This window comes from Thalassospira sp. MCCC 1A03138, from assembly GCF_002115785.1.
In the GTDB taxonomy this organism is placed as follows: Bacteria; Pseudomonadota; Alphaproteobacteria; order Rhodospirillales; family Thalassospiraceae; genus Thalassospira.
Genome location: NZ_JFJY01000015.1, coordinates 1 through 19,167, shown reverse-complemented (window position 1 = coordinate 19,167; position 19,167 = coordinate 1). Strand labels below are relative to the sequence as shown.

Annotated in this window: 17 protein-coding genes and 1 pseudogene; all 18 read right to left on the bottom strand. The window is 44.2% G+C overall.

Annotation, left to right across the window (positions count from 1 at the left end; all coding sequences use genetic code 11):
* Nucleotides 1–350: FkbM family methyltransferase (locus TH468_RS21535; RefSeq protein ID WP_168177206.1), on the bottom strand; the 350-nt coding region annotated here is incomplete at its 3' end.
* Between the two features lie 244 nt (nt 351–594).
* Nucleotides 595–2,325 (bottom strand): ATP-binding cassette domain-containing protein, encoded by a 1,731-nt coding sequence (locus tag TH468_RS20845; RefSeq protein ID WP_139834781.1) that lies wholly within the window; start codon nt 2,323–2,325, stop codon nt 595–597.
* On the bottom strand, nt 2,322–3,419 hold the full coding sequence (locus TH468_RS20840; RefSeq protein WP_168177205.1) for an acyltransferase: 1,098 nt from the start codon (nt 3,417–3,419) through the stop codon (nt 2,322–2,324). The genes TH468_RS20845 and TH468_RS20840 overlap by 4 nt, the downstream gene beginning before the upstream one ends.
* 4 nt (nt 3,420–3,423) lie before the next feature.
* On the bottom strand, nt 3,424–5,199 hold the full coding sequence (locus TH468_RS20835) for a hypothetical protein (protein WP_139834780.1): 1,776 nt from the start codon (nt 5,197–5,199) through the stop codon (nt 3,424–3,426).
* A gap of 411 nt (nt 5,200–5,610) precedes the next feature.
* Nucleotides 5,611–6,825, bottom strand: a complete 1,215-nt coding sequence (locus TH468_RS20830) for an N-acetyl sugar amidotransferase (protein WP_085646361.1) — start codon at nt 6,823–6,825, stop codon at nt 5,611–5,613.
* A 5-nt stretch (nt 6,826–6,830) separates the two neighbouring features.
* Nucleotides 6,831–8,057 (bottom strand): hypothetical protein, encoded by a 1,227-nt coding sequence (locus tag TH468_RS20825; protein ID WP_085646360.1) that lies wholly within the window; start codon nt 8,055–8,057, stop codon nt 6,831–6,833.
* A gap of 525 nt (nt 8,058–8,582) precedes the next feature.
* Nucleotides 8,583–9,248, bottom strand: coding sequence for an acylneuraminate cytidylyltransferase family protein (locus TH468_RS20820; protein ID WP_085646359.1), 666 nt, complete (start codon nt 9,246–9,248; stop codon nt 8,583–8,585).
* Nucleotides 9,245–9,889, bottom strand: coding sequence for an imidazole glycerol phosphate synthase subunit HisH (gene hisH / locus TH468_RS20815; RefSeq protein WP_085646358.1), 645 nt, complete (start codon nt 9,887–9,889; stop codon nt 9,245–9,247). Before hisH ends, TH468_RS20820 begins: the two co-directional genes overlap by 4 nt.
* Nucleotides 9,886–10,647 (bottom strand): imidazole glycerol phosphate synthase subunit HisF, encoded by a 762-nt coding sequence (gene hisF / locus TH468_RS20810; protein ID WP_085646357.1) that lies wholly within the window; start codon nt 10,645–10,647, stop codon nt 9,886–9,888. The genes hisH and hisF overlap by 4 nt, the downstream gene beginning before the upstream one ends.
* A 17-nt stretch (nt 10,648–10,664) precedes the next feature.
* Complete coding sequence (locus TH468_RS20805; RefSeq protein WP_085646356.1) at nt 10,665–11,984, bottom strand: N-acetyl sugar amidotransferase; 1,320 nt, start codon at nt 11,982–11,984, stop codon at nt 10,665–10,667.
* A 10-nt stretch (nt 11,985–11,994) separates the two neighbouring features.
* Complete coding sequence (locus TH468_RS20800) at nt 11,995–13,059, bottom strand: nucleotidyltransferase family protein (RefSeq protein ID WP_210402280.1); 1,065 nt, start codon at nt 13,057–13,059, stop codon at nt 11,995–11,997.
* A complete protein-coding gene (gene neuC, locus TH468_RS20795) occupies nt 13,044–14,216 on the bottom strand; it encodes a UDP-N-acetylglucosamine 2-epimerase (RefSeq protein ID WP_085646354.1) in 1,173 nt (390 codons plus the stop codon). Before neuC ends, TH468_RS20800 begins: the two co-directional genes overlap by 16 nt.
* On the bottom strand, nt 14,213–15,220 hold the full coding sequence (neuB, locus tag TH468_RS20790) for an N-acetylneuraminate synthase (protein WP_085646353.1): 1,008 nt from the start codon (nt 15,218–15,220) through the stop codon (nt 14,213–14,215). The genes neuC and neuB overlap by 4 nt, the downstream gene beginning before the upstream one ends.
* Nucleotides 15,213–15,836 carry an acetyltransferase gene (locus TH468_RS20785; protein ID WP_085646352.1) on the bottom strand — a complete coding sequence of 208 codons (624 nt, stop codon included), beginning with the start codon at nt 15,834–15,836 and terminating at the stop codon, nt 15,213–15,215. Before TH468_RS20785 ends, neuB begins: the two co-directional genes overlap by 8 nt.
* Nucleotides 15,837–17,012 (bottom strand): LegC family aminotransferase, encoded by a 1,176-nt coding sequence (locus TH468_RS20780; RefSeq protein WP_139834779.1) that lies wholly within the window; start codon nt 17,010–17,012, stop codon nt 15,837–15,839.
* An 8-nt stretch (nt 17,013–17,020) separates the two neighbouring features.
* Complete coding sequence (locus TH468_RS20775) at nt 17,021–18,043, bottom strand: NAD-dependent 4,6-dehydratase LegB (RefSeq protein WP_085646350.1); 1,023 nt, start codon at nt 18,041–18,043, stop codon at nt 17,021–17,023.
* Between the two features lie 133 nt (nt 18,044–18,176).
* A pseudogene (locus tag TH468_RS20770) lies at nt 18,177–18,577 on the bottom strand (sugar phosphate nucleotidyltransferase).
* A gap of 7 nt (nt 18,578–18,584) precedes the next feature.
* On the bottom strand, nt 18,585–18,701 hold the full coding sequence (locus tag TH468_RS22050) for a sugar phosphate nucleotidyltransferase (protein ID WP_371268759.1): 117 nt from the start codon (nt 18,699–18,701) through the stop codon (nt 18,585–18,587).
* Nucleotides 18,702–19,167 lie beyond the last annotated feature (466 nt).

Genomic DNA, 19,167 nt, shown 5'->3' with positions numbered 1-19,167 from the left:
AGCATGGCATTGTCCAGCATTTGATCGGCCAAAATGAACCGCGGACGGTAGAGCGCCCACTCATTTGAGCGCAGAACTTCCTCATCCTTGCCCTCAGCATCAACAGAAAGAAAATCGATCTGTTCACCCGAGGGCAAATGATTGGCAAGCAGTCTGTCCAGACGTTCAACGCCAACTTCGATCATATCCGTCAGATGATACGGAGCCTTGTTCTTTAAACTAGCTTCAGCAGCATCGAAGGTATTAAGCGCTGGCTCGTTAAAGCAGTAATATTGAAGTTTTCCAGCACATCCGGCAACTCCACATTTGATATTTATATCTCGCGGCCGCAACTTGTCGAACTTTTCCATTGATCTCGGCATCGGATCAATATTAATACCGCTCTAGCCTCTCTTGTAGAATAAGTACGTGTTCGAAAAGCGCATCGGATGATGCGCCCCAACATCGACGTAAAAACCCCACTCCTGGCCGTTAAGTAGGCGATTGAGGATCAGATCCTCGCCATCCTGTGCAAAGCAAAGATTAGGCTACATATCGGGATTGCGCATCAGCAGACGATTGATAAGGGATTGAAAAGTCATAGAAGCGTAACTTTCATTCGGTATATTCCGATATACGTCCATGATTGATCTGATAAATGCGATCTGCTGGTACCAAACTGAGGTCATGGGTAACGAAGAGTAGTGAGACTTGGCCACGCATTGCAAGCAACTCTGCCATTACTGCACGTGCGGTAGCATCATCAAGAGCACTCGTCACCTCATCCAGAATCAGCAGAGCGGGCTCTCTATATAACGCACGTGCAATTCCTAGGCGCTGGCGCTGCCCCCCCGAAAGCCCCTGCCCTCCTTCACCCAATAGGGTCTCGAAACCTTTAGGTAAATCATTTACTAATTGCAGGAGGCTGGCTCTTTCAATTGCGCGCTGTAAACGCTTTGTATCCGGCTTTTCTTCTAGTGCTATATTGAAAGCCAAGGTGTCGTCCAGAAGAGTTATCGCTTGCGGAATATATCCAACGCGTGACGGAAAGCGAGCACTCAGGAATGGAGAAAAATCTTTGCCCCCCAGAGTAAAACTTCCTGCATCCGGCGGCTGCAATCCAGCCAAAAGATCAAGCAAAGTTGACTTTCCTGCACCAGACGGGCCAACCACAGCGGTGACTTCTCCTTGAGGAATGTTGATTGAACAATCCTTTAGTACCTCTCGATCACCATAACTAAAGAATAGACCTGTGGCACTATATTCACCCGGAAAGTCTGCCTCTTGGTATTCACGTTGTTGCGGGTAGCTTACCAAGTTCTGACGCATTGTTAGCAGACCATCAACGAATGGGAGCGAATAACGAAAGCCGTTATAAGCACCCACTAAGCGCGATAATGCAGGCGCCGTACGAACAGCAATCAAGCCCAGCGTAACAACGAAAGGCGCAGAATCGTTAAGATTTGCCTCTGAAAATGCAAACCAAATCGCTGCTGCAACTACACCACAAACAAGTACAACTTCAATCGCCATACGCTGTACAGCAGCAATGGAAGTGTATTCCGCCGTCAAATGTGCGTACTTTTTAGCAAGGTCACGATTACGCAGGCTGAATGGTCTTTCCAAGCTCATGATTTTGATGTCGCGTATGGCACTCGCCATGGCAAACACAAAACGATGACGACCAAGATCCGTTTCTTGAGCACGTCGACCAAGCAACGCCACGCGACGCGATAATGGGACAAAAAATCCTAGCCCTAGGACCGCGACGAGAATCAAAAGACATAGAAAGACCGCGGGACTAGCAGTAACCAAGCCGAAGAGCACTACAATCAAAAGCACCAATTCGTTAAAGCCAGACGCCATAGATTGAAATAATAGCGATGCGTGTGCAGTATTAGAATATGAAATTCCTGCAATTTTCACCGGACTGTGCTCAAGAAAAAGTTGGTATCGCGACCCCAAAGCTTCGCGGATCAGGCTCTCGCTTGTAACACTGTTGATTCGTCCAGCAACATTAGCCTGGTAGCGAACTAATCGAGCACTCAACCAACCACGGAACACATAAACCAGCATAATACAAACACCCACTGCTAAAACAGCAGTTCTGTGTTCATGAAGCACAAAGGCGAAAGGCATCCCAGCAGTCCATTGCACCAAGCGCTTATGGAACTCCAAATCAGTGACCAGCTTTAAGAACGGAAAAATCAAGGCTAATCCGCCCAGTTCGATCAGTGAAATGGTAAGCCCGGATAGTAGCATTTTAAGCATACCACCAAAGCCAAGAAGGCTCCGAAAGAAGGAGAGCAATACCCCCAGACGGCGCCATACTAATACGGGTTTCACGACGTTTTTAACCTCAGCCGACACACAAAATCTGCCAACTTGAGCAAACCGTTTTGGATCAACGATTTCTTGACCTCTATGGCACCTCCAAGCAAGGCAACGACATATGCAAAGGCGGTGCTTATAATCGCCATCCCTAAGGAGGTTCCGATCGAAGCACTACCAGTGGATATGAGCAAGGACTCCCCAAGAAGTAGTACAGGGAAGTGCGTAACGTAAAGGCTATATGAGCAATCGGCAAGACGCTTAGATCCCGGCACCTTAATGCGGAGCTTGAACAGCATCCAAGAAATCAAAATCGCGACAAGTATATCGCGACCTGCAACCATTAGATGAACAGCGTCCTGATGCAATTGCCAAAATTCGGCTGCCGAGATAAGCGTCATGCACATTATTATGCGATTACCCCAGTCGGGGCGTCTATTAAATATATAATAGGCTAGAGCCCCGGTTAGCCACATCACTGTATAACGAGAGAAACTAGGGTTAAACGCAATCCCAGCCTTAACGACATAATAAAACACCAGAATCAAAATCAGCTTTTGAAATATCCCACGCTGACCGTTTAGCAATGCAAGGGCACAAGCAAATAATACATACAGCTTGGCCTCCATATACAGACTCCAAAGCGGGCCATTTATCTCCAGCATGCCCTGCAACATAAGAAGCGAAGTCTTAATTTCACCAGGTGAAAGATGAACAAAGTCGCGCGCTGCATATAAATCACCAGGAAGCCTGAGCGCGGTGCTACGCCCAGGCAACCCGAGGACGTCCATAACAAAAAAAACTATGATTGAAACAGCGACAGAGTAGAGAAAGACAGGATAGAGGCGGGCGAACCGGGCTGCAGCGTATACGCGCAAACACAATTTTCCATTGCGGTCAATATTTGACTCAAGAGTATGCGCGATCAAATAACCAGAAAGTATGAAAAAGACAACAACCGCGTATTCGCTTGCAAGGGAAGAGACTTTATGTAGCGGTGTGTTTAGACCAATGATGCGTAAAAAATATATTTGTATTACGTGCGAGACAAGAACTACAGCAGCAGCTCCTCCTCGTATAGAATTAAGATTATTGAAATTATAGGTCACTACCCTATCCGACACTATCAATCCTCCGCAAACGCGAGATCAGCTTTGAAGCAGCGGGTTCTCCGCCCGCGTTACTTTCGAAAAATCGGATTACTTTCTCAATTGCCGCTAGGATAGCAACTCGTTCGTTGAATCTCGCAGTATATTCATCTTCCAATATATTTTGATATAGAAACTCGTATTTTTTTTCCTCGATATCGATGTCTGCTAGGGCATCGCTAAGACCATACGGGAACTCTTTACCGTACGTTTTAAAACTACGATTTCTGTCCGTTATGATAGCGCTGGACATATGGAGCAGATGATGCCAACGATATGCTTTAGCGAGATCGTCTACACTTAAATTTTCTAGCGAATTACTAAGAAGTCCGAGGAATTGATCCTTTGATTTAGCTTTCCTAAAAAATCCAATATCCGGCGTAGTGAAGGCTATTTTAGTAATTCCCGTCACTACTGGAACGCCCAATTTGGCGGCCTCTAACCCCATTGTGCCCCATGAAGTTAGACAAACATCAGCGAACTGTAAAATATCATATGCAGAAACATCCTCTTCCGGCCACACAAAGAAAACGTTATTTGGAGCCGCATCAGCCAATGTCCTATATTGATGCATATCCTCAGCGTCTCCAGTATCACGGTGGCTTTTTGATAATCTCGGGTGCATTTTGATTATCACTTGAACATCGTGATCTCGAGCATGTTCTATAATAGAATCAAGCCACTCGTGCTGGCTACTGAATGCATCATTAGTCTCAAGCTCATCACCAAACGCGTTCGAAAGTTCCGATATAGCATCGATTTCATCATTAGAGCTTGTGAAGACCACAAATGTCTTAATATCTGTTCGAAGCCCATACTTACTAATAAGCTCTGGCAAATTGCCGGAATAGTTAGATGAAAAAATATGTCCCCCAGAGCCACTCATTCTAAAAATCAAATCAGCAGCTATTTCGTCAACAACCCCTTCTGGCAGAGGAACATCACACCATCTTTCCCATCTATTGAGTCTGCCGGACTTCTCAACTGCCCGTGTTTTGCATGACGAAAGAGTTACAAATTGTGGGTCTGCGTTAAAATGGTATGAAAACCCGGCTCGAAACGCAGACAGACCATTAATTCTTGCCCATTCACGCACTATATTTGCTGTCGAGTACTCATCTATTGAAACTACAGAACAGATGAATTTGTTTAATCCGATTTCATCAAAATAATCAATTATTCCAACAGCATCTGAAATGGAATCATCATAATAAACAATCTCACGTTCAGTAAGATCCTGACGCGAGCGATCCCTCTTAAATAAAATCGAAACATTATAGTAAACAAGACGGCCGATCGGAATGCCCTTATAACGATACTCCAATCTTTCATCTAAACTATTTCCAGAAAACTGGACTTTTTTTACTCGAGAATAACCACATTCTAAATGAACAAAATCGTTATTAACAACCGAATCTAAACTGCACAATTTGCATTTGACGCATACAATTCCGTTCCGAAAAATTGAAGAACGAACATTGAGGCCATCTTGCAACATACAAACATTTAAAAACCCGCTACACCCAAAAAAAACTGGTTCGAAACCATCCTTTCTAACTGTATTAGCAACGTTTACCATCATTTTTGCATACAATTCGACTGGCATCTCTGGCAAAAAAAATAGGACGTTATTTTTTTTATTATTCTCTTTTAACTTTTTTTCCGAATTTATTATTTTTTTGATACTGTAACCAATAATTGTCTTGATCTTTTTCCCAATGCGTCCATATTTTCTTATCATACTTTGAATTCCATTATACCCAATTAGGTGCATTAGAAAATACACCACCGACAGAATTCGGCACTCTCTTTAATAATATTGCTATTTTAATAATTTACTCTTTCTCAGAAAGAATATAATAATTTTAATTACAATATAAATTTCCTAATTTATTTTTCACAAAATATAAATTATTTCCTTCATGCGTGATAATTCAGATTTCGGACGCATGAAAGAAACATTCAGAACAACACAACATACAAAAACATTTCCCCTTTAAATCCGCTGAAAAAGCAAGTACATTAAAATTCGCAAATATAATATACTGCGAATGTTTAAAAAAAGAACCTGTATCTCATCACACGTTGTATCATAATCATACTCCTGAGCCACCAATACACAAAACCTCGCGGTCTGCGCCACAACTTTCGCTCAGGAAACTTGATACAGAAGCTTCGAGAATTTGTCGCCAACTGACCACAATCTGGCATTCCTCCACCGGTCCATTGCATCAGAAAGCTGATCATCTGTTAATCCAGTGTATTGCAAGAATACGCCCAGAGATTCTTCTGAAGGCGCCTCCGCATCATATCGATTGACCAATCTCACGGCCTCTTCCCTATCCATAAGGCCTTCACGAATCTCGTGAGCTGCATCGGAAGTTGCTCGAGCTATACCAAATTTAAGCAGCGCGAAATAATAGTGATATGGATCTATTTTATCATCAAGACTAGCATATTTTGAGAATGTTCCTTCAGAACGGCCCATTGGGTTAGGGGCAAAGTTGGTATTCTCCATACAATAGTAATAGTGCTCTTGAGGCCGCCAATCTCGATAGTAGCTAAAGAAATGCCTCTCAATATTCGAGTTCTGCAGAGTTTCAAAATTTGGCGCGCTATATATCTCTAAATCTCGGTCAGAAAAACCTCTATCCTTCCAATGGTCTAGAGGGAAAGAAGACAACCAGAATTTCTCTGCATCCTTAGGCGTAAAGCCGGTCTTAGATTCGGTTGATACATCTCCACCATATTCGGACTCTCCATTCTCACCATCCATTATGAGACCTATTCCATGCCCCAAGGCCACCTTCAAAGGCAAATAGGTTTGACCATAGATGAATGGCTGGAACGGGTCGCCAATTTCAATCGTGGACAAACGCGTCATACGCCTATGCACAAGACCATTGGGAGTATAACAAACGTTATCCAAACCCGCATGCACCTGGGCCTGAAAATTCCTTATTCCTATTTCCGTATAGAGGTGCGGAGCCCACGTCATAGTTAATGGATGCATTCCATATTTAGTTTTCAACTCCCAAGCAACGTAAACGCTGTCTTTTCCACCACTGGAAGGAACCAAAACATCAAAGCCACCATCATCTCTACGATAACGATCACATAAGTCAGCTAGTTCTTTTTCTCTTTCTTTCCAATTAATAACAGTTTTCTTTTTCTCCCAATATCTACATGCACTACAAACCCCCTCAGAATCGAAGGTAATTCGCGGCCTCTGATTTGAAATCACGCATTTTTTACAGTATGCAACTTCACATGGAAGATTGTATTTGGAATCAACATCAACTTTTTCATTGAGAAGTTCAATTTCCAAATCAGATAGAGGCGGTAATTCTGGAAGATAATCAATCATTTATTCTACCGATTTAAGTGAGTTATACAGTGAATATTCATTGTGCCCGGCGTTACATAGAAATAAGCAGACGCCGATTCATCATCATAAATGTAAATACCCGAATTCAGCACTACAGCATCTTCAGTTGAGGACATTCTATCGGTAACGTACATATCCTCACTTTGACCGATAATCCAGTATCTCTCGTGCTTGCACATGCCTCTAACAAATCCGGAAAGTCTAGTAATTGGTTTGGGCGAACCGGAAACAAGTCGCCCTCGCATTGAGTCTAGCACAACAAGTTTTCCATCCACAAAGCTTGGCGTATGGGGCTTCCATAATCCACCAATCAGCTCGACAGGCATCTGATCCGGTTTGCCCAAATTGATGGCGGCCACACCTCCATCGAAAACGCCACGCTTAAACCCTCCGCAGTAGGAGAAATAGCTACAGTACAGGAAGCCATCAAAGTAACATAGATCGTTAACATGATGTTCCGCCCCCAACTCATTTGTACTAAATCTTCTTTTATTTAGAAAATCCAAATTATCTAAGTTATATTCATATATTTCGTCTGTACCTGCATTCGCTAAGTAGATCTTTTTATCTTCTTTATTTATCGCAAGCCCGCAGAAATTCGGCTTATCAAGGCTTTTTTTTGTAATAATATTGAAATTAAGGTCAAACTTAACAAGATATTTTTCTACGTATTCCACTGCATAAATGTAGTCACCACATATCTCAAATTGTCTAAATGATCCGACTGCGACACGCTCAACATTTCCGGATGGCATATCCAGAATGAATAAACCACCTCCGACTTTACTTCCCCGAGCTCTCGTCACATCATTGTAATCAGAAGAGGAAAACAATATTCGCGCTTCATGGGACTTTATTTTCGACAAAGCTTGATAATCGCGAAAATCTGGAGAACAACTGAAGTCAACTCCAGGCACCATGCCATTATTCATTAGGTTTTCGACGATACCGTCGAAATCTCCGGCTGTAATCACAAAATAACAATCTTCTTTTGATTCCACCTCCTCAAAAGGAATAACTTTTAATCCTTTGTATATTTTTCCGTGATATTCAGTTTCTCTATCGATGATTCCAAAAACCTGGTTCGGCAACCTTGGTATAGCTTTGTGAACCCAATCTTCCGACCTTCCATATAAGTATACTTTTCGTCCATTAATCGCATTTCTGATAGAATCCCAAGTTAACCAGAACCCTTCAACATTAATTGGCATCTTTTAAATTCCTTATTTTTTGAAAAATCTCATCCGCGAAGGAACAAGTTCCTATTAAATATTGTACAGTTATCTTCATCATTTATAATCATTTAAACTTATTATCTCAACTGAATAGAGACATTGCAAACACATCTCCCATTTTTTAATTAAGAACAAACATACTATCTAACTTTTAAAAATAGGATATTGCACTAGTTTTAAATAAATTTAGCCATCTAAATAGCCAACCAATCACCACAGCTTTGAGTTTCTTCGGAATGTGTCAGCTGTACGCCTTTCACTATATCGCTCCCCAGCGAACCAGCCCTACTTAAACTTTAAGCCTCAAGACTACAAGAACTTGAGAGATTTAGATGACATAAGTCTTCAAACATGAAAAACAGAATAAATCTATAGGACAAAGCTTCATATTTGGATTTTCCCAAACAATCACACCATATATAAATATAAATCCTTAAATAAAACTCACTCTGATTTTTATATTTCACTAGAAAGCAATAAAACATGCAGATATACTAAATATTATAATTCTAATAGCCTCTCCGCAAGCCACCAATCATAGTAGGTATCAATATCCAGCTCCTCTCGAGCATCATTGACTACAATTGGCACAGACTTTTCATTAAAAAATGACCTGTTCTCTCTCAATTCTTCCGGACTAATTATATACAGCGAACCATTTACTGCATAAATTTTTTTGCCAGCATTTTCTGCGCACGACAAACATAATTTCAAGCCATGCTCTTCTATGCTAAAGCATCGATTTGGGTGCACTTTAACCTCTGATACCGCAACAACAGATTCTTTACATTTGGTGAATTGCCTAATTCCTTCAATGATAGTCTCTTTGCGCCTGAAAGGCGACGTAGGCTGCAATAGCATCACCCCGTCAACCATACCACTTTTTGCCTCATACCAATTCAATGCATGTAATACCACATCCGCAGAGGTCGCCTCATCTGTTGCTAGATCACTTGGACGCAGCCACGGAACAAAAGCCCCAGCTTGCGATCCGATTGAGGCTATATTGGCATCGTCAGACGAGACTAGCACATCGCAAACCTCCTTTATGCCCTTAGCTATATCTATAGACCAACAGATCAATGGCTTACCACCAAGAAGTTTTATGTTTTTCCCCGGCAGACGCTTAGACCCCCCCCTTGCTGGCACTACGGCAAGAATTCTCATAACTCGACAAAACTACGCAATATTTTCAACCCAACCGGCCCACTTTTTTCAGGATGGAATTGACAACCAAACACATTTTTTTTTGCAATTACGGCAGCTATTTTATGCCCCCCATACAGAACTTCTGCCATACGATCAGAGTTGTCATCCGGCAATGCCATAAAGGAATGAACAAAATAAGCAGCATCACCCTCACGATTTTTCTGCAAAATAGACCCTGCCCAAGCATCTTGCCTCGAACAAAAAAGGTCATTCCAGCCAATATGAGGAATCTTTTGAGTTTCCCCGTCAGTCGTCAAATTCGGAATGCGAACAACTTTTCCCGGAATCAAGCCAAGCCCTTCGTGAAACCCGAACTCTTCACTCCCATCGAGCAGAAACTGCATTCCTAGGCAAATACCCAGCAAAGGAACATTATTATTCGATAACTCAAGTATAGGCTCTATTAATCCCAATTTATCAAGTGCCTGCATTCCATTAGAGAAAGCACCGACACCTGGCAAAACTACCTTGCTCGCGGACAATATGTCTTCCGGATCAGAACTTACAATGACGTTTGCACCGCAATACTCCAATCCCCTCTGGACACTTAATATATTTCCAACCCCATAATCTATTACCGCAATTTTCTTTGGGATCATATCCGTCTGACCTTTAAACCTGCTGCTTCGGCCATTGCCCTAATATCGCTAACTTCAGAACGTTTGTAATGGAGAATATCGGCCATTGCGCCAGCGTCAGCTCCACCCTGCAGCGCAACATTGACGATATCGTCAGGCTTACCCATCCCGCCGCTTGCTATTACCGGCACCTGGACAGATTCAGATATTGCGCGCACCAACGACAGATCAAACCCTTTCCTAGTCCCCTCTCGGTCTATCGACGTCAATAATATCTCCCCTGCCCCCTTCTCAACACCTTTCTTTGCCCACTCAACAACATCAAGACCGGTTCGCTCTCGTCCATTATCTGTATATACTTCCCAGCGCTTCTCCCCGACCTGCTTCGCTTCAATTGACAGAACCATGCACTGGCTACCAAAACGTCGTGCAATTTTGGTAATCAGGTTTGGATTTGCCACGGCCGCAGTGTTTACTGCCACTTTATCGGCTCCTGCCCGCAAAATATCAGCGACATCTTCAACGGTACGAATACCTCCCCCTACCGTCATGGGAACGAAAATATCCTTGGAAGCTTCTTTTACAATCTCACCTAGGTGATTTCGACCATAAAGACTCGCAACAGAGTCCATATAAATAATCTCATCTACACCCTGCAAATAATAGAGCCGAGCATACTCCCTTGGATCTCCAATAACTCGGAGCCCCTCAAGATGTATCCCCTTTATTAAGTTGGGTCCTTTGATGTCAAGACGAGCAATTAGTCGAAAGTTTCTCAACTTCTACACCTTAGTAATTAATGCTCATGCCAAACAGCATGGCGTAGCTTCCATTGATTATCTTCGTTGTACCAAATATGGGGAGAACGAAACTGATCTGTCAGCAAACTGAAATATTCTCTATCCATTATTGGATTTTCAAACATTTTACTTGCCTCGGGGAACTCCTTATCCGACAAACTGAGATAAGCTAGCATCTCATCGAGAAAACGTTCCGGATACTCGTGATCAAAACGTTTTATCAACGCTACCCCCTCATCTCGAGTTATGTCACCAGATCGTATTTCTTGAGCAGCATCATAACTTGCCCTACCAATTCCAAACTTTATACCAGTAGTAAAGTAGTGAAGATCATCTATTTTGTCGTCAATACTATTGTACTTAGAATATGTACCAACAGTTCTTTCTGGCGAAGCCTGAAATCCACCATGTTCAACGGAGTAATAATAACAAGACTGCGGATGCCACTTCAAATAATACCCCAAATAATGGACTTCTATCTTCTTTTCCGCGATCTTTTGGGGGTCAGCAGGCAAATAAGGTTGCAGGTCATTTTGGTCAATACCGAAATGTGACTTTAAATCCGCAATAGAGACACCACCAAAATGAATCTTTGACTGATCCTGGGAGGTAAAATACGACCAATCTCTCTTAGAACTCTCAGTATCCCCAATCGGGTTCCCGTATTCCGCTTCATTCTCACCATAGAATACAAGAGGAATACCAAATAAGTCTGCCATCTTAGGAGCTAATGCCTTTTGTCCTAGCATAAATGGCTGAAATGGATGGAATAACAACTCCGTTGAAAGTCTAGTTAGCAGTCTATGAACTCGGCCATTCGGGGTCATTAAAAAATTGTCATGCCCGGCGTGAACCCAAGACTGGAAATTTTTCCATCCCCAATCAGTATAAACATGCGGAGACCAGGTCACTGTAAGCGGATGCATACCATATTTGTTTTTCAAAATATGCGAGGCGTAAAAACTATCTTTTCCTCCAGATCCAGGAACAATACAGTCATATGAACCGTCATTTTTGCGGTGCTTGTCGCATAGATCTTGCAGTTGCTTCTCACGATCCACCCAGTCAATGTGATTGCGCTTTCGATCCGCATAATTACATGCGTCACACACTCCATTTTCGTCAAAATGGATAGTAGCCTTCTTACTACTTTTTGTGTGATCGTATTCAACTGCAGAATTTGGACGCTGATTTGATATAACGCACTTTTTGCAATAAATAACATCTTTCGGAAGGCCATATAAAGCCTCCACAACGTTATTGCTCTTGTTATACTTTGCCAAATCTACAGCAAAAGGATATTTTATCTGATGCATTAAATACTTCTCACTTATTCATTTCTATATTTGCTTGTTTAAGATCTTCGACTCTACCCACATCCAACCATGGCTCATGCATGGGGTAGGCCATAATCCGCCCGGCATTATCATGCAGTCGCTGAAACAATGTAGGCATGTCACAATACTCATCACTTTTAAGCATCTTTAATGCTGTGTGATCGAGCGCATATACTCCGGCATTTATATGGCTTCGAATAATCGGTTTTTCTTCAAACCCAACTATATTTAAACCTTCAATTTTAACCACCCCAAACGGATTCTGCCACTCATGAATACGCACAGCCATGGTTGCCGGAACATTGTTTCTAATGTGAAAATCAAGCAACTCTCCATAACTGATATCAGTAATTACGTCCCCATTAGTTACTATAAATGGGGATTCTGGTTGCGGATTAATTAAGCTTAATGCCCCGGCAGTTCCCAAAGGATAATCTTCACTCAGATAATCAATCTGAACTCCGAATTTCTGGCCATTACCAAAATAATCTTGAATCATATGGCCCAAGTAATGGATTGCTATAATAAAGTGTTTGAAACCATCATTTTTAGCTCGATCAATTATATGCTCTAGCATAGGCTTCCCAGCTACGGGCAACATAGGTTTTGGACAGTTTTCGGTATGAGGTCGTAATCTTGTACCTTTTCCTCCAGCCATAATAACCATTAAATTTGTCCGATCGGGCTGAGTAGTAATCTCCTCCCAGAGATGCAAACCTACAACGTAATGATCAGAATTCACGACGGGGATTTGCTGGATTTTATTAGCTACCATCAGCTGCATTACAGTTTCGCGCCCCCACTCTGGTGGCACAACCAATGCATTTCGATGAACAACCGTCGCAATTGGACTGTTTAGATCCAGACCTTTTAGTAAAGCTCGTCGAATATCGCCGTCCGAGATTGTACCTAAAAGCCTACCATCCTCATCCAGAACCAGGGTAATACGAATAGATACATCGTTAAGGTTACGGATAGCATCCTGGATCGTTGAATTAGGCGGTAAAATAGCCCGCTTCCAAAAGGCGTCTTTCTGAGTCATGACAACTGACATTGAGGCAAATCGTAGAAGGACTTCTCTGCAAGCGTTGCCCAGTCAAGCTGATGCAAATGCTGCAATATGCGCTTACTTGCACCAGGCTGCCCATAAGGATGTATCGTTGAGGCCAGTCCAACCCTAAATTCTGGCGAATATAACTGTTCTATCGCAGAGCTAATGGAGCCTTTTTCGGCTGGGCAGTCGATAACACTACTTGCCCGTAAACGACCTTTCTGGCGAATACCTATGTTGATTGTTCCCTTACCCATTGCAGGAGCCTCAAGCAGCCCACTTGAGGAGTTGCCGACTACACCATCGACCTGAGCCAAACATGAGAGGTAACGCTGCTGCCCAAGAGAGGAGCAGGCAATGGCATGCGGGTGCTGTGTCACAAAGTCTCTCACCAATTGGCCCAACACTCGACCAAGAGTGTCTGCGTTGGGCAGGGTGAAAATCAGGTGCGTGTCATGCAAATCAGCCAGCGAAAATAGAAGCTCTCGCATCTCAGCCTCGGCACTTGCAGTGCTGAGCGTAGCAGGATGGAAGGTAACGAGCAAATTTTTCTCACCGAATAAGAAGCCTAACGACTCTTCCAATTCCTGCCGACTCAACAGTTGAAAGTTCGCTATAGCGTCGACACCTAATCCACCGACATTAAATACTCGTTCAGGCAGTTCACCAAGTTGAATCACCCTATCGCGATAGGATAAAGCTGCAACAAAGTGCAGGTGGGACATCTTAGTAATCGCATGGCGCAACGCATCATCAAAGGCGCCCTCTGTGAGTTCACCACCATGTAAATGCGCGACAGGAATTCTGGCTATGTGGGCAGCAGATACCGACGCGAATATCTCAAATCTGTCCCCCAACACTATCACAAGATCAGGCGACAATAATGCGAAGGCATCAGAAAAACCTATTAAGCCCAAACCTATCGATTTCGATATACCAGTTGGGCTATCGGCATCAAGCAGCATCTCTACCCGAGCGTCGACCGAAAAACCGTCCTGCTCAATCTCCTTCACAGTCAGACCAAACTGTGGTGCCAAATGTGTTCCGGTAGCAATCAACTGAAGCTGGAAAGCCGAATCGTCTCGTAACAACATCAGCAAACGGCGAAGCAAACCGTAATCTGCCCGGCTTCCCGTTACAACACAAATCCGTTTACTCATATCTCGATTATCTCATCGACCTCAAAATCACGTGGCGCCTTACGGCCCATCACCTCATCCCAACGCATCGGCGATAGACCGGTACCAGGCCGCTTGGCTGTCACATTCTGTGCAGAGTAGCATTCTCCATAACGGATTGGCCTGAGGGCCACTAACGATTTGCGCGCCACATCACGGTTGCTAATTTCGACTTGGCTTGGTTGCTTTATTCCATCACCTAATGCGATTTCTACATTGCGGATTGAGCGCACCATCAAAGCCAGCTCTTCGGGCTCCAAGCTGGCTTGGTGGTCGGGCCCTGGCATATTCCGGTCGAGGGTAAAGTGTTTTTCGATTACGGATGCACCGAGTGCGACAGCGGCTACCGAAACTTCAATGCCTTGGGTATGATCAGAATAGCCAACCTTTACATCAAATTCATCACGCAGGGTTAACATGGCACGCAAGTTGACACTCTGCATAGGAGCTGGGTACTCGGTTGTACAATGCAGCAGCGTAATCGCGTCTTTGGACGCACCGGCGTTAACCAATGCGTCTAGCGCCTGCCTCGTTTCATCCAAATCAGCCATGCCGGTAGATAGGATAATTTTCTTCCCAGCTCCGCCGATTTGACGCAGGTATGGTAAATTGGTGATCTCGCCGGAAGGGACCTTAAGCCAACCAACTCCAAGCTTAAGCAGCAGATCAACGCTTTGCATATCGAAACCCGTCGACAGAAACTCTATGCCTAGCTTTTGGCAGTGCACAAGTAACTTATTATGTGCTTGTTCGTTTAGCTCTAGCCGGCTCAACATATCAAGCTGACTCTCAGTTACAGCTGTCAGCCTCTCCTGATACCGCGCCTTTCGCGCGCTACTAGTGACTAATTTATGCGCTTGGAAGGTTTGAAATTTAACAATATCGGCACCCGCCTGAGCTGCGGCATTGATCAATTCAAGTGCTAATTCTATATCACCGTTATGATTAACTCCCGCTTCTGCGATGATCAATGTGCGCTTATTCATTGTCACCTCTCAGAACCTCACCCGGCAATATATTTTGACGAACCGGCACTCCCATACCTACTACGCTTCCCTCACCAATAACTCGTTCCTGATGAATAATGCTTCCGCTACCGACGAAGCAACCTTTACCTATGCAAACCCCTCCGTTAACAATAGCGCCGGTCGATATATGACAATGATCATCAACATTACAATCATGCTCAATAATAGCAGCGGTGTTGATGATGCAGTTGCACCCAATTGTCACACCAGCATTCACAGTGACGTGGTGCATAATAATCGAGCCAGCTCCGACTTCCGAATGGCGGGATACATAAGCTCGGGGTGAGATAATGGCAGGAAGCTCAAAACCAAGCTTCCGCAATTTAGCAAACAAAGCATGCCGAACTTTGGATGTGCGGATTTGGCCAACTGCAACAATGGCACTTACTCCAAACTTGGCAAGACCGGGCAAATCGTCATCACTACCAATCACCCGATGTTCTAGCACATTCCGCCCGACTTCTTCTGAATTACCGATCAGACCAACAATCTGGAAACCGCCATGCGCTTCAATGACGTCAAGACAAGAACGCGCATGACCGCCAGCACCAACAATAACAAGGGGTCGAGTCATTCAATCAAGCCCCATTCCAAGTGCGGATCCGCTGGGAATATTAATTATTCGGTCAGCCAAGTTTTCAGCAACCGATAAAGACGCCATGCGTGGACAACCCTCATACGCTGGCAACCGGTGCATGAGCGTCCAAGCGGGTCGGGTCATGAGACCTAATGTATTGGTTGCCGAAAGTATAGCATCGCGTTGATCCTTATTGTCCTCGGATAGCAGCAAAGTCTGAAGCCAATAATTGCTTTGACTGCCAGCAGGTTCTCGAAAAAGCTCAACGCCTGCGACTTCTGCGAAGGCTTCCTCATATGCTTGGTATAATCTACGTTTGGCATTGATAAGCTCAGGTAATTGTTCCAGTTGAGCGCAACCAAGAGCAGCATTGATATTTGGCATGCGATAATTATACCCAACCATATCGTGGCTATACTCCCAGACATGTGACTGTTTCGCTGTCGTCGTCATGTGCTTAGCTAACTTGGCCAATTCTAAGTCCTGCGTGAGGATAGCCCCCCCACCACCTGTTGTAATAGTTTTATTCCCATTAAAACTAAGTGTCCCGAGCTTGCCGAAGGTACCAGTATGCCTGTGACCATACCAACTACCCAGGGACTCAGCAGCATCCTCTACCATAACAATATTGAAATCCCTTGCTACAGCCAGGAGGCCATCGATGTCCCCGGGATGTCCGAAACAATGCATAGGTACTAAGGCCCGAATGACCCGTCCTGTTTCACGATTGATGCACAGTCCGCTGGTCATTTCGGTTTTGTCACTCAAGTACTGTCGTAATCGGTTAGCATCAATACCGAGCGTAGCGATTTCACTATCAACAAAATGTGGAACAGCACCGCAATAACTAGCAGCGTTCGCCGTGGCAACAAACGTTAGACTAGGAAGAAGCACTTCGTCTCCCTGGCGTACGCCAGCTAGCATAAGGGCGATATGCAAAGCCGACGTGCCGTTTACGACAGCAACTGCATAAGCCGATCCAGTATAATCAGCCAAGTCAGCTTCGAGCCGATCAACAAATTTACCTACTGAAGAGACAAAAGTGGAGTCTAAGCATTCCTTGAGATATCGCCACTCGTTGCCGCCAAATCGAGGTTCATGTAGCGCAGCACTTTGAACGCCCAAAACTTGCTGTAGCGCTGCGACAATGGAGTTAGCTATAGAAGCCTGCATGGAATACATCAGATGTTGTAAATATCAAATTTATAACTGGCAAGATTGTCCGGCTGAGAGAACCAAGCCACTGTCTCCTCAAGGCCGCGACGGAATCCCTCTGCCCCACCGTAACAAGGTTGCCAACCGAACAAATCCCTTGCTTTATCGTTAGACGCCCAGAGCCTTTCGACCTCAGAACCCTTCGGACGCAAACGCGCTTCGTCTGTAGTGATCTGGACTTCGATCCCCATTACATCGGCAATTAGGGAAGCCGTATCTCCAACTGAAATCTCAAAATTACTTCCAAAGTTGACTACCTCTCCCAAGCCGTCACCTGACTCAAGGGCTGCCACGAAAGCCATAACTGTGTCCTTGACATAATTAAAGTCACGAGTAGGCGACACTGCCCCCAGATTAATCGTACGCCGTCCGTTCGCAATCTGAGTGATGATAGTAGGAATAACTGCACGCGCCGACTGCCGAGGACCGTACGTGTTAAAAGGACGAGCTATCACCACCGGCGTATTAAAAGATGCATAAAAAGAATAGGCAACCTGATCTGCACCGATTTTGCTGGCCGAATAGGGCGACTGCCCCTGAAGCGGGTGCTCCTCAGTAATTGGTACGAAGCGCGCAGTGCCGTAGACCTCACTCGTCGAGGTGTGTACAATCCTATCAATCCCAAGATCCCGGGCCGCCTGCAAGATATTCAGCGTGCCTTTGATGTTAGTATCAACATATGTATCCGGGGAATGATAAGAATAAGGTATAGCTATCAAGGCAGCCAGATGAAGCACCTTATCACAGCCAACCATAGCTTGCCTTATTCCATTTGGATCCCGAATATCACCAGAAAACACCTCGAAGTTGCCCTTAATCTCAGAGGAAACCTTATCCAGCCATCCCCATGAGCCGAAGGAATTATACATAACGAAGGCACGAACCTGATAGCCAAGGCGAACCAGTTCTTCGGTCAAATGAGAACCGATGAAACCGTCCGCGCCAGTTACCAAGACCTTGGTTTTAGATCTAATTTTTGGTGAGCTCATAATTCATCTCTGCGTCCATCAAGGCTTATATTTCTGAATAATCTCGCACACTTGGTGTAAGTCTTTTACGCTGTGACCACAGGAAATAGGCAGAATTGATTTCTCGATCTCACTTACCTGACCGCCATAGAAATTATAGTCCGGTTACCGCATATCTGGATTTTGGCATTTTGGACTTCTCATAGATTGCGATCGCCCTTCCCATTTCATCAAAATCTACAACGCCGTAACTCTCAGGATCATTGACCGGATAAGCAAAAACTGTAGCACCTTTGTTTTTTTTCAGAGCGCGTAATAAACACTTCCGTAAATCATGCCCAAAGAACAGATTATCCCCAAGAATAAGACAAAAGAGGTCTCACCACCTAGAAACTCTTCACCGATAATGAATGCCTGAGCCAATCCGTCAGGACTGGGCTGAATTTCATAGCGAACTGATATACCCCACTGGCTTCCATCTCCAAGTAACTGTTTGAATCTCGGTATATCCTGTGGCGTCAAGATTAGGAGGATTTCTCGAATAACCGCGAGCATCAAAGTGCTAAGTGGGTAGTAGATCTATTAGCTTGTCATAGACTAGCAAGAGCTGCTTGGAAATGATCTGTTTCACCGGGTATAGACACCTACCCGATCCACCGGCAAGAATGATGCCCTTCATAACGCCGTTCCTTCTTTTTGCTCAATAACACCTAAGCTCCGACGTTGGTAGATTCCATTTTGAACGCTCCAACACCATGTCACGTTGTTTAATACCACTCAACTGTCTTGCGAAAATCCAATTCAATCGTATCGACAGTCAGTAAATCATCAGTAACCTAGCAACCGTATCTCTCAAGCCCCATGAATGTTCCTGCTTGTGCGAGATTTAAAAAATACATTCGCAACGGTAGAGCTTTCTTGCAACTGCTGTGACGACAATTTTTGGGGTTTAACTACAACGCACAAACGATCTGCGAAGGCTTTCAGAACCGTGTTGTGATGGCTTGCCATCAGGCACGTTTCTCAACAGCTTCCGCCCACTGACCTGGGCCCTAACTTTTATCCACTTATAAGCAGAGCCTTTGGTTAAATTCATGCCCTGATTTGGTGTTGGGCGCAATCGTGTATCATTGGGTCGTCAAGGA

Excerpts from the sequence above, each read along its gene's own strand:
- TH468_RS20785 (WP_085646352.1), bottom strand. The coding sequence starts at position 15,836 with ATGACTCGACCCCTTGTTATTGTTGGTGCTGGCGGTCATGCGCGTTCT.
- TH468_RS20835 (WP_139834780.1), bottom strand. The coding sequence starts at position 5,199 with ATGATAAGAAAATATGGACGCATTGGGAAAAAGATCAAGACAATTATT.
- TH468_RS22050 (WP_371268759.1), bottom strand. The coding sequence starts at position 18,701 with ATGAAGGGCATCATTCTTGCCGGTGGATCGGGTAGGTGTCTATACCCG.
- neuB (WP_085646353.1), bottom strand. The coding sequence starts at position 15,220 with ATGAATAAGCGCACATTGATCATCGCAGAAGCGGGAGTTAATCATAAC.
- TH468_RS20775 (WP_085646350.1), bottom strand. The coding sequence starts at position 18,043 with ATGAGCTCACCAAAAATTAGATCTAAAACCAAGGTCTTGGTAACTGGC.
- TH468_RS20800 (WP_210402280.1), bottom strand. The coding sequence starts at position 13,059 with ATGTCAGTTGTCATGACTCAGAAAGACGCCTTTTGGAAGCGGGCTATT.
- TH468_RS20820 (WP_085646359.1), bottom strand. The coding sequence starts at position 9,248 with ATGAGAATTCTTGCCGTAGTGCCAGCAAGGGGGGGGTCTAAGCGTCTG.
- neuC (WP_085646354.1), bottom strand. The coding sequence starts at position 14,216 with ATGAGTAAACGGATTTGTGTTGTAACGGGAAGCCGGGCAGATTACGGT.
- TH468_RS20780 (WP_139834779.1), bottom strand. The coding sequence starts at position 17,012 with ATGCAGGCTTCTATAGCTAACTCCATTGTCGCAGCGCTACAGCAAGTT.
- TH468_RS20805 (WP_085646356.1), bottom strand. The coding sequence starts at position 11,984 with ATGCATCAGATAAAATATCCTTTTGCTGTAGATTTGGCAAAGTATAAC.
- TH468_RS20830 (WP_085646361.1), bottom strand. The coding sequence starts at position 6,825 with ATGATTGATTATCTTCCAGAATTACCGCCTCTATCTGATTTGGAAATT.
- hisH (WP_085646358.1), bottom strand. The coding sequence starts at position 9,889 with ATGATCCCAAAGAAAATTGCGGTAATAGATTATGGGGTTGGAAATATA.
- TH468_RS20825 (WP_085646360.1), bottom strand. The coding sequence starts at position 8,057 with ATGCCAATTAATGTTGAAGGGTTCTGGTTAACTTGGGATTCTATCAGA.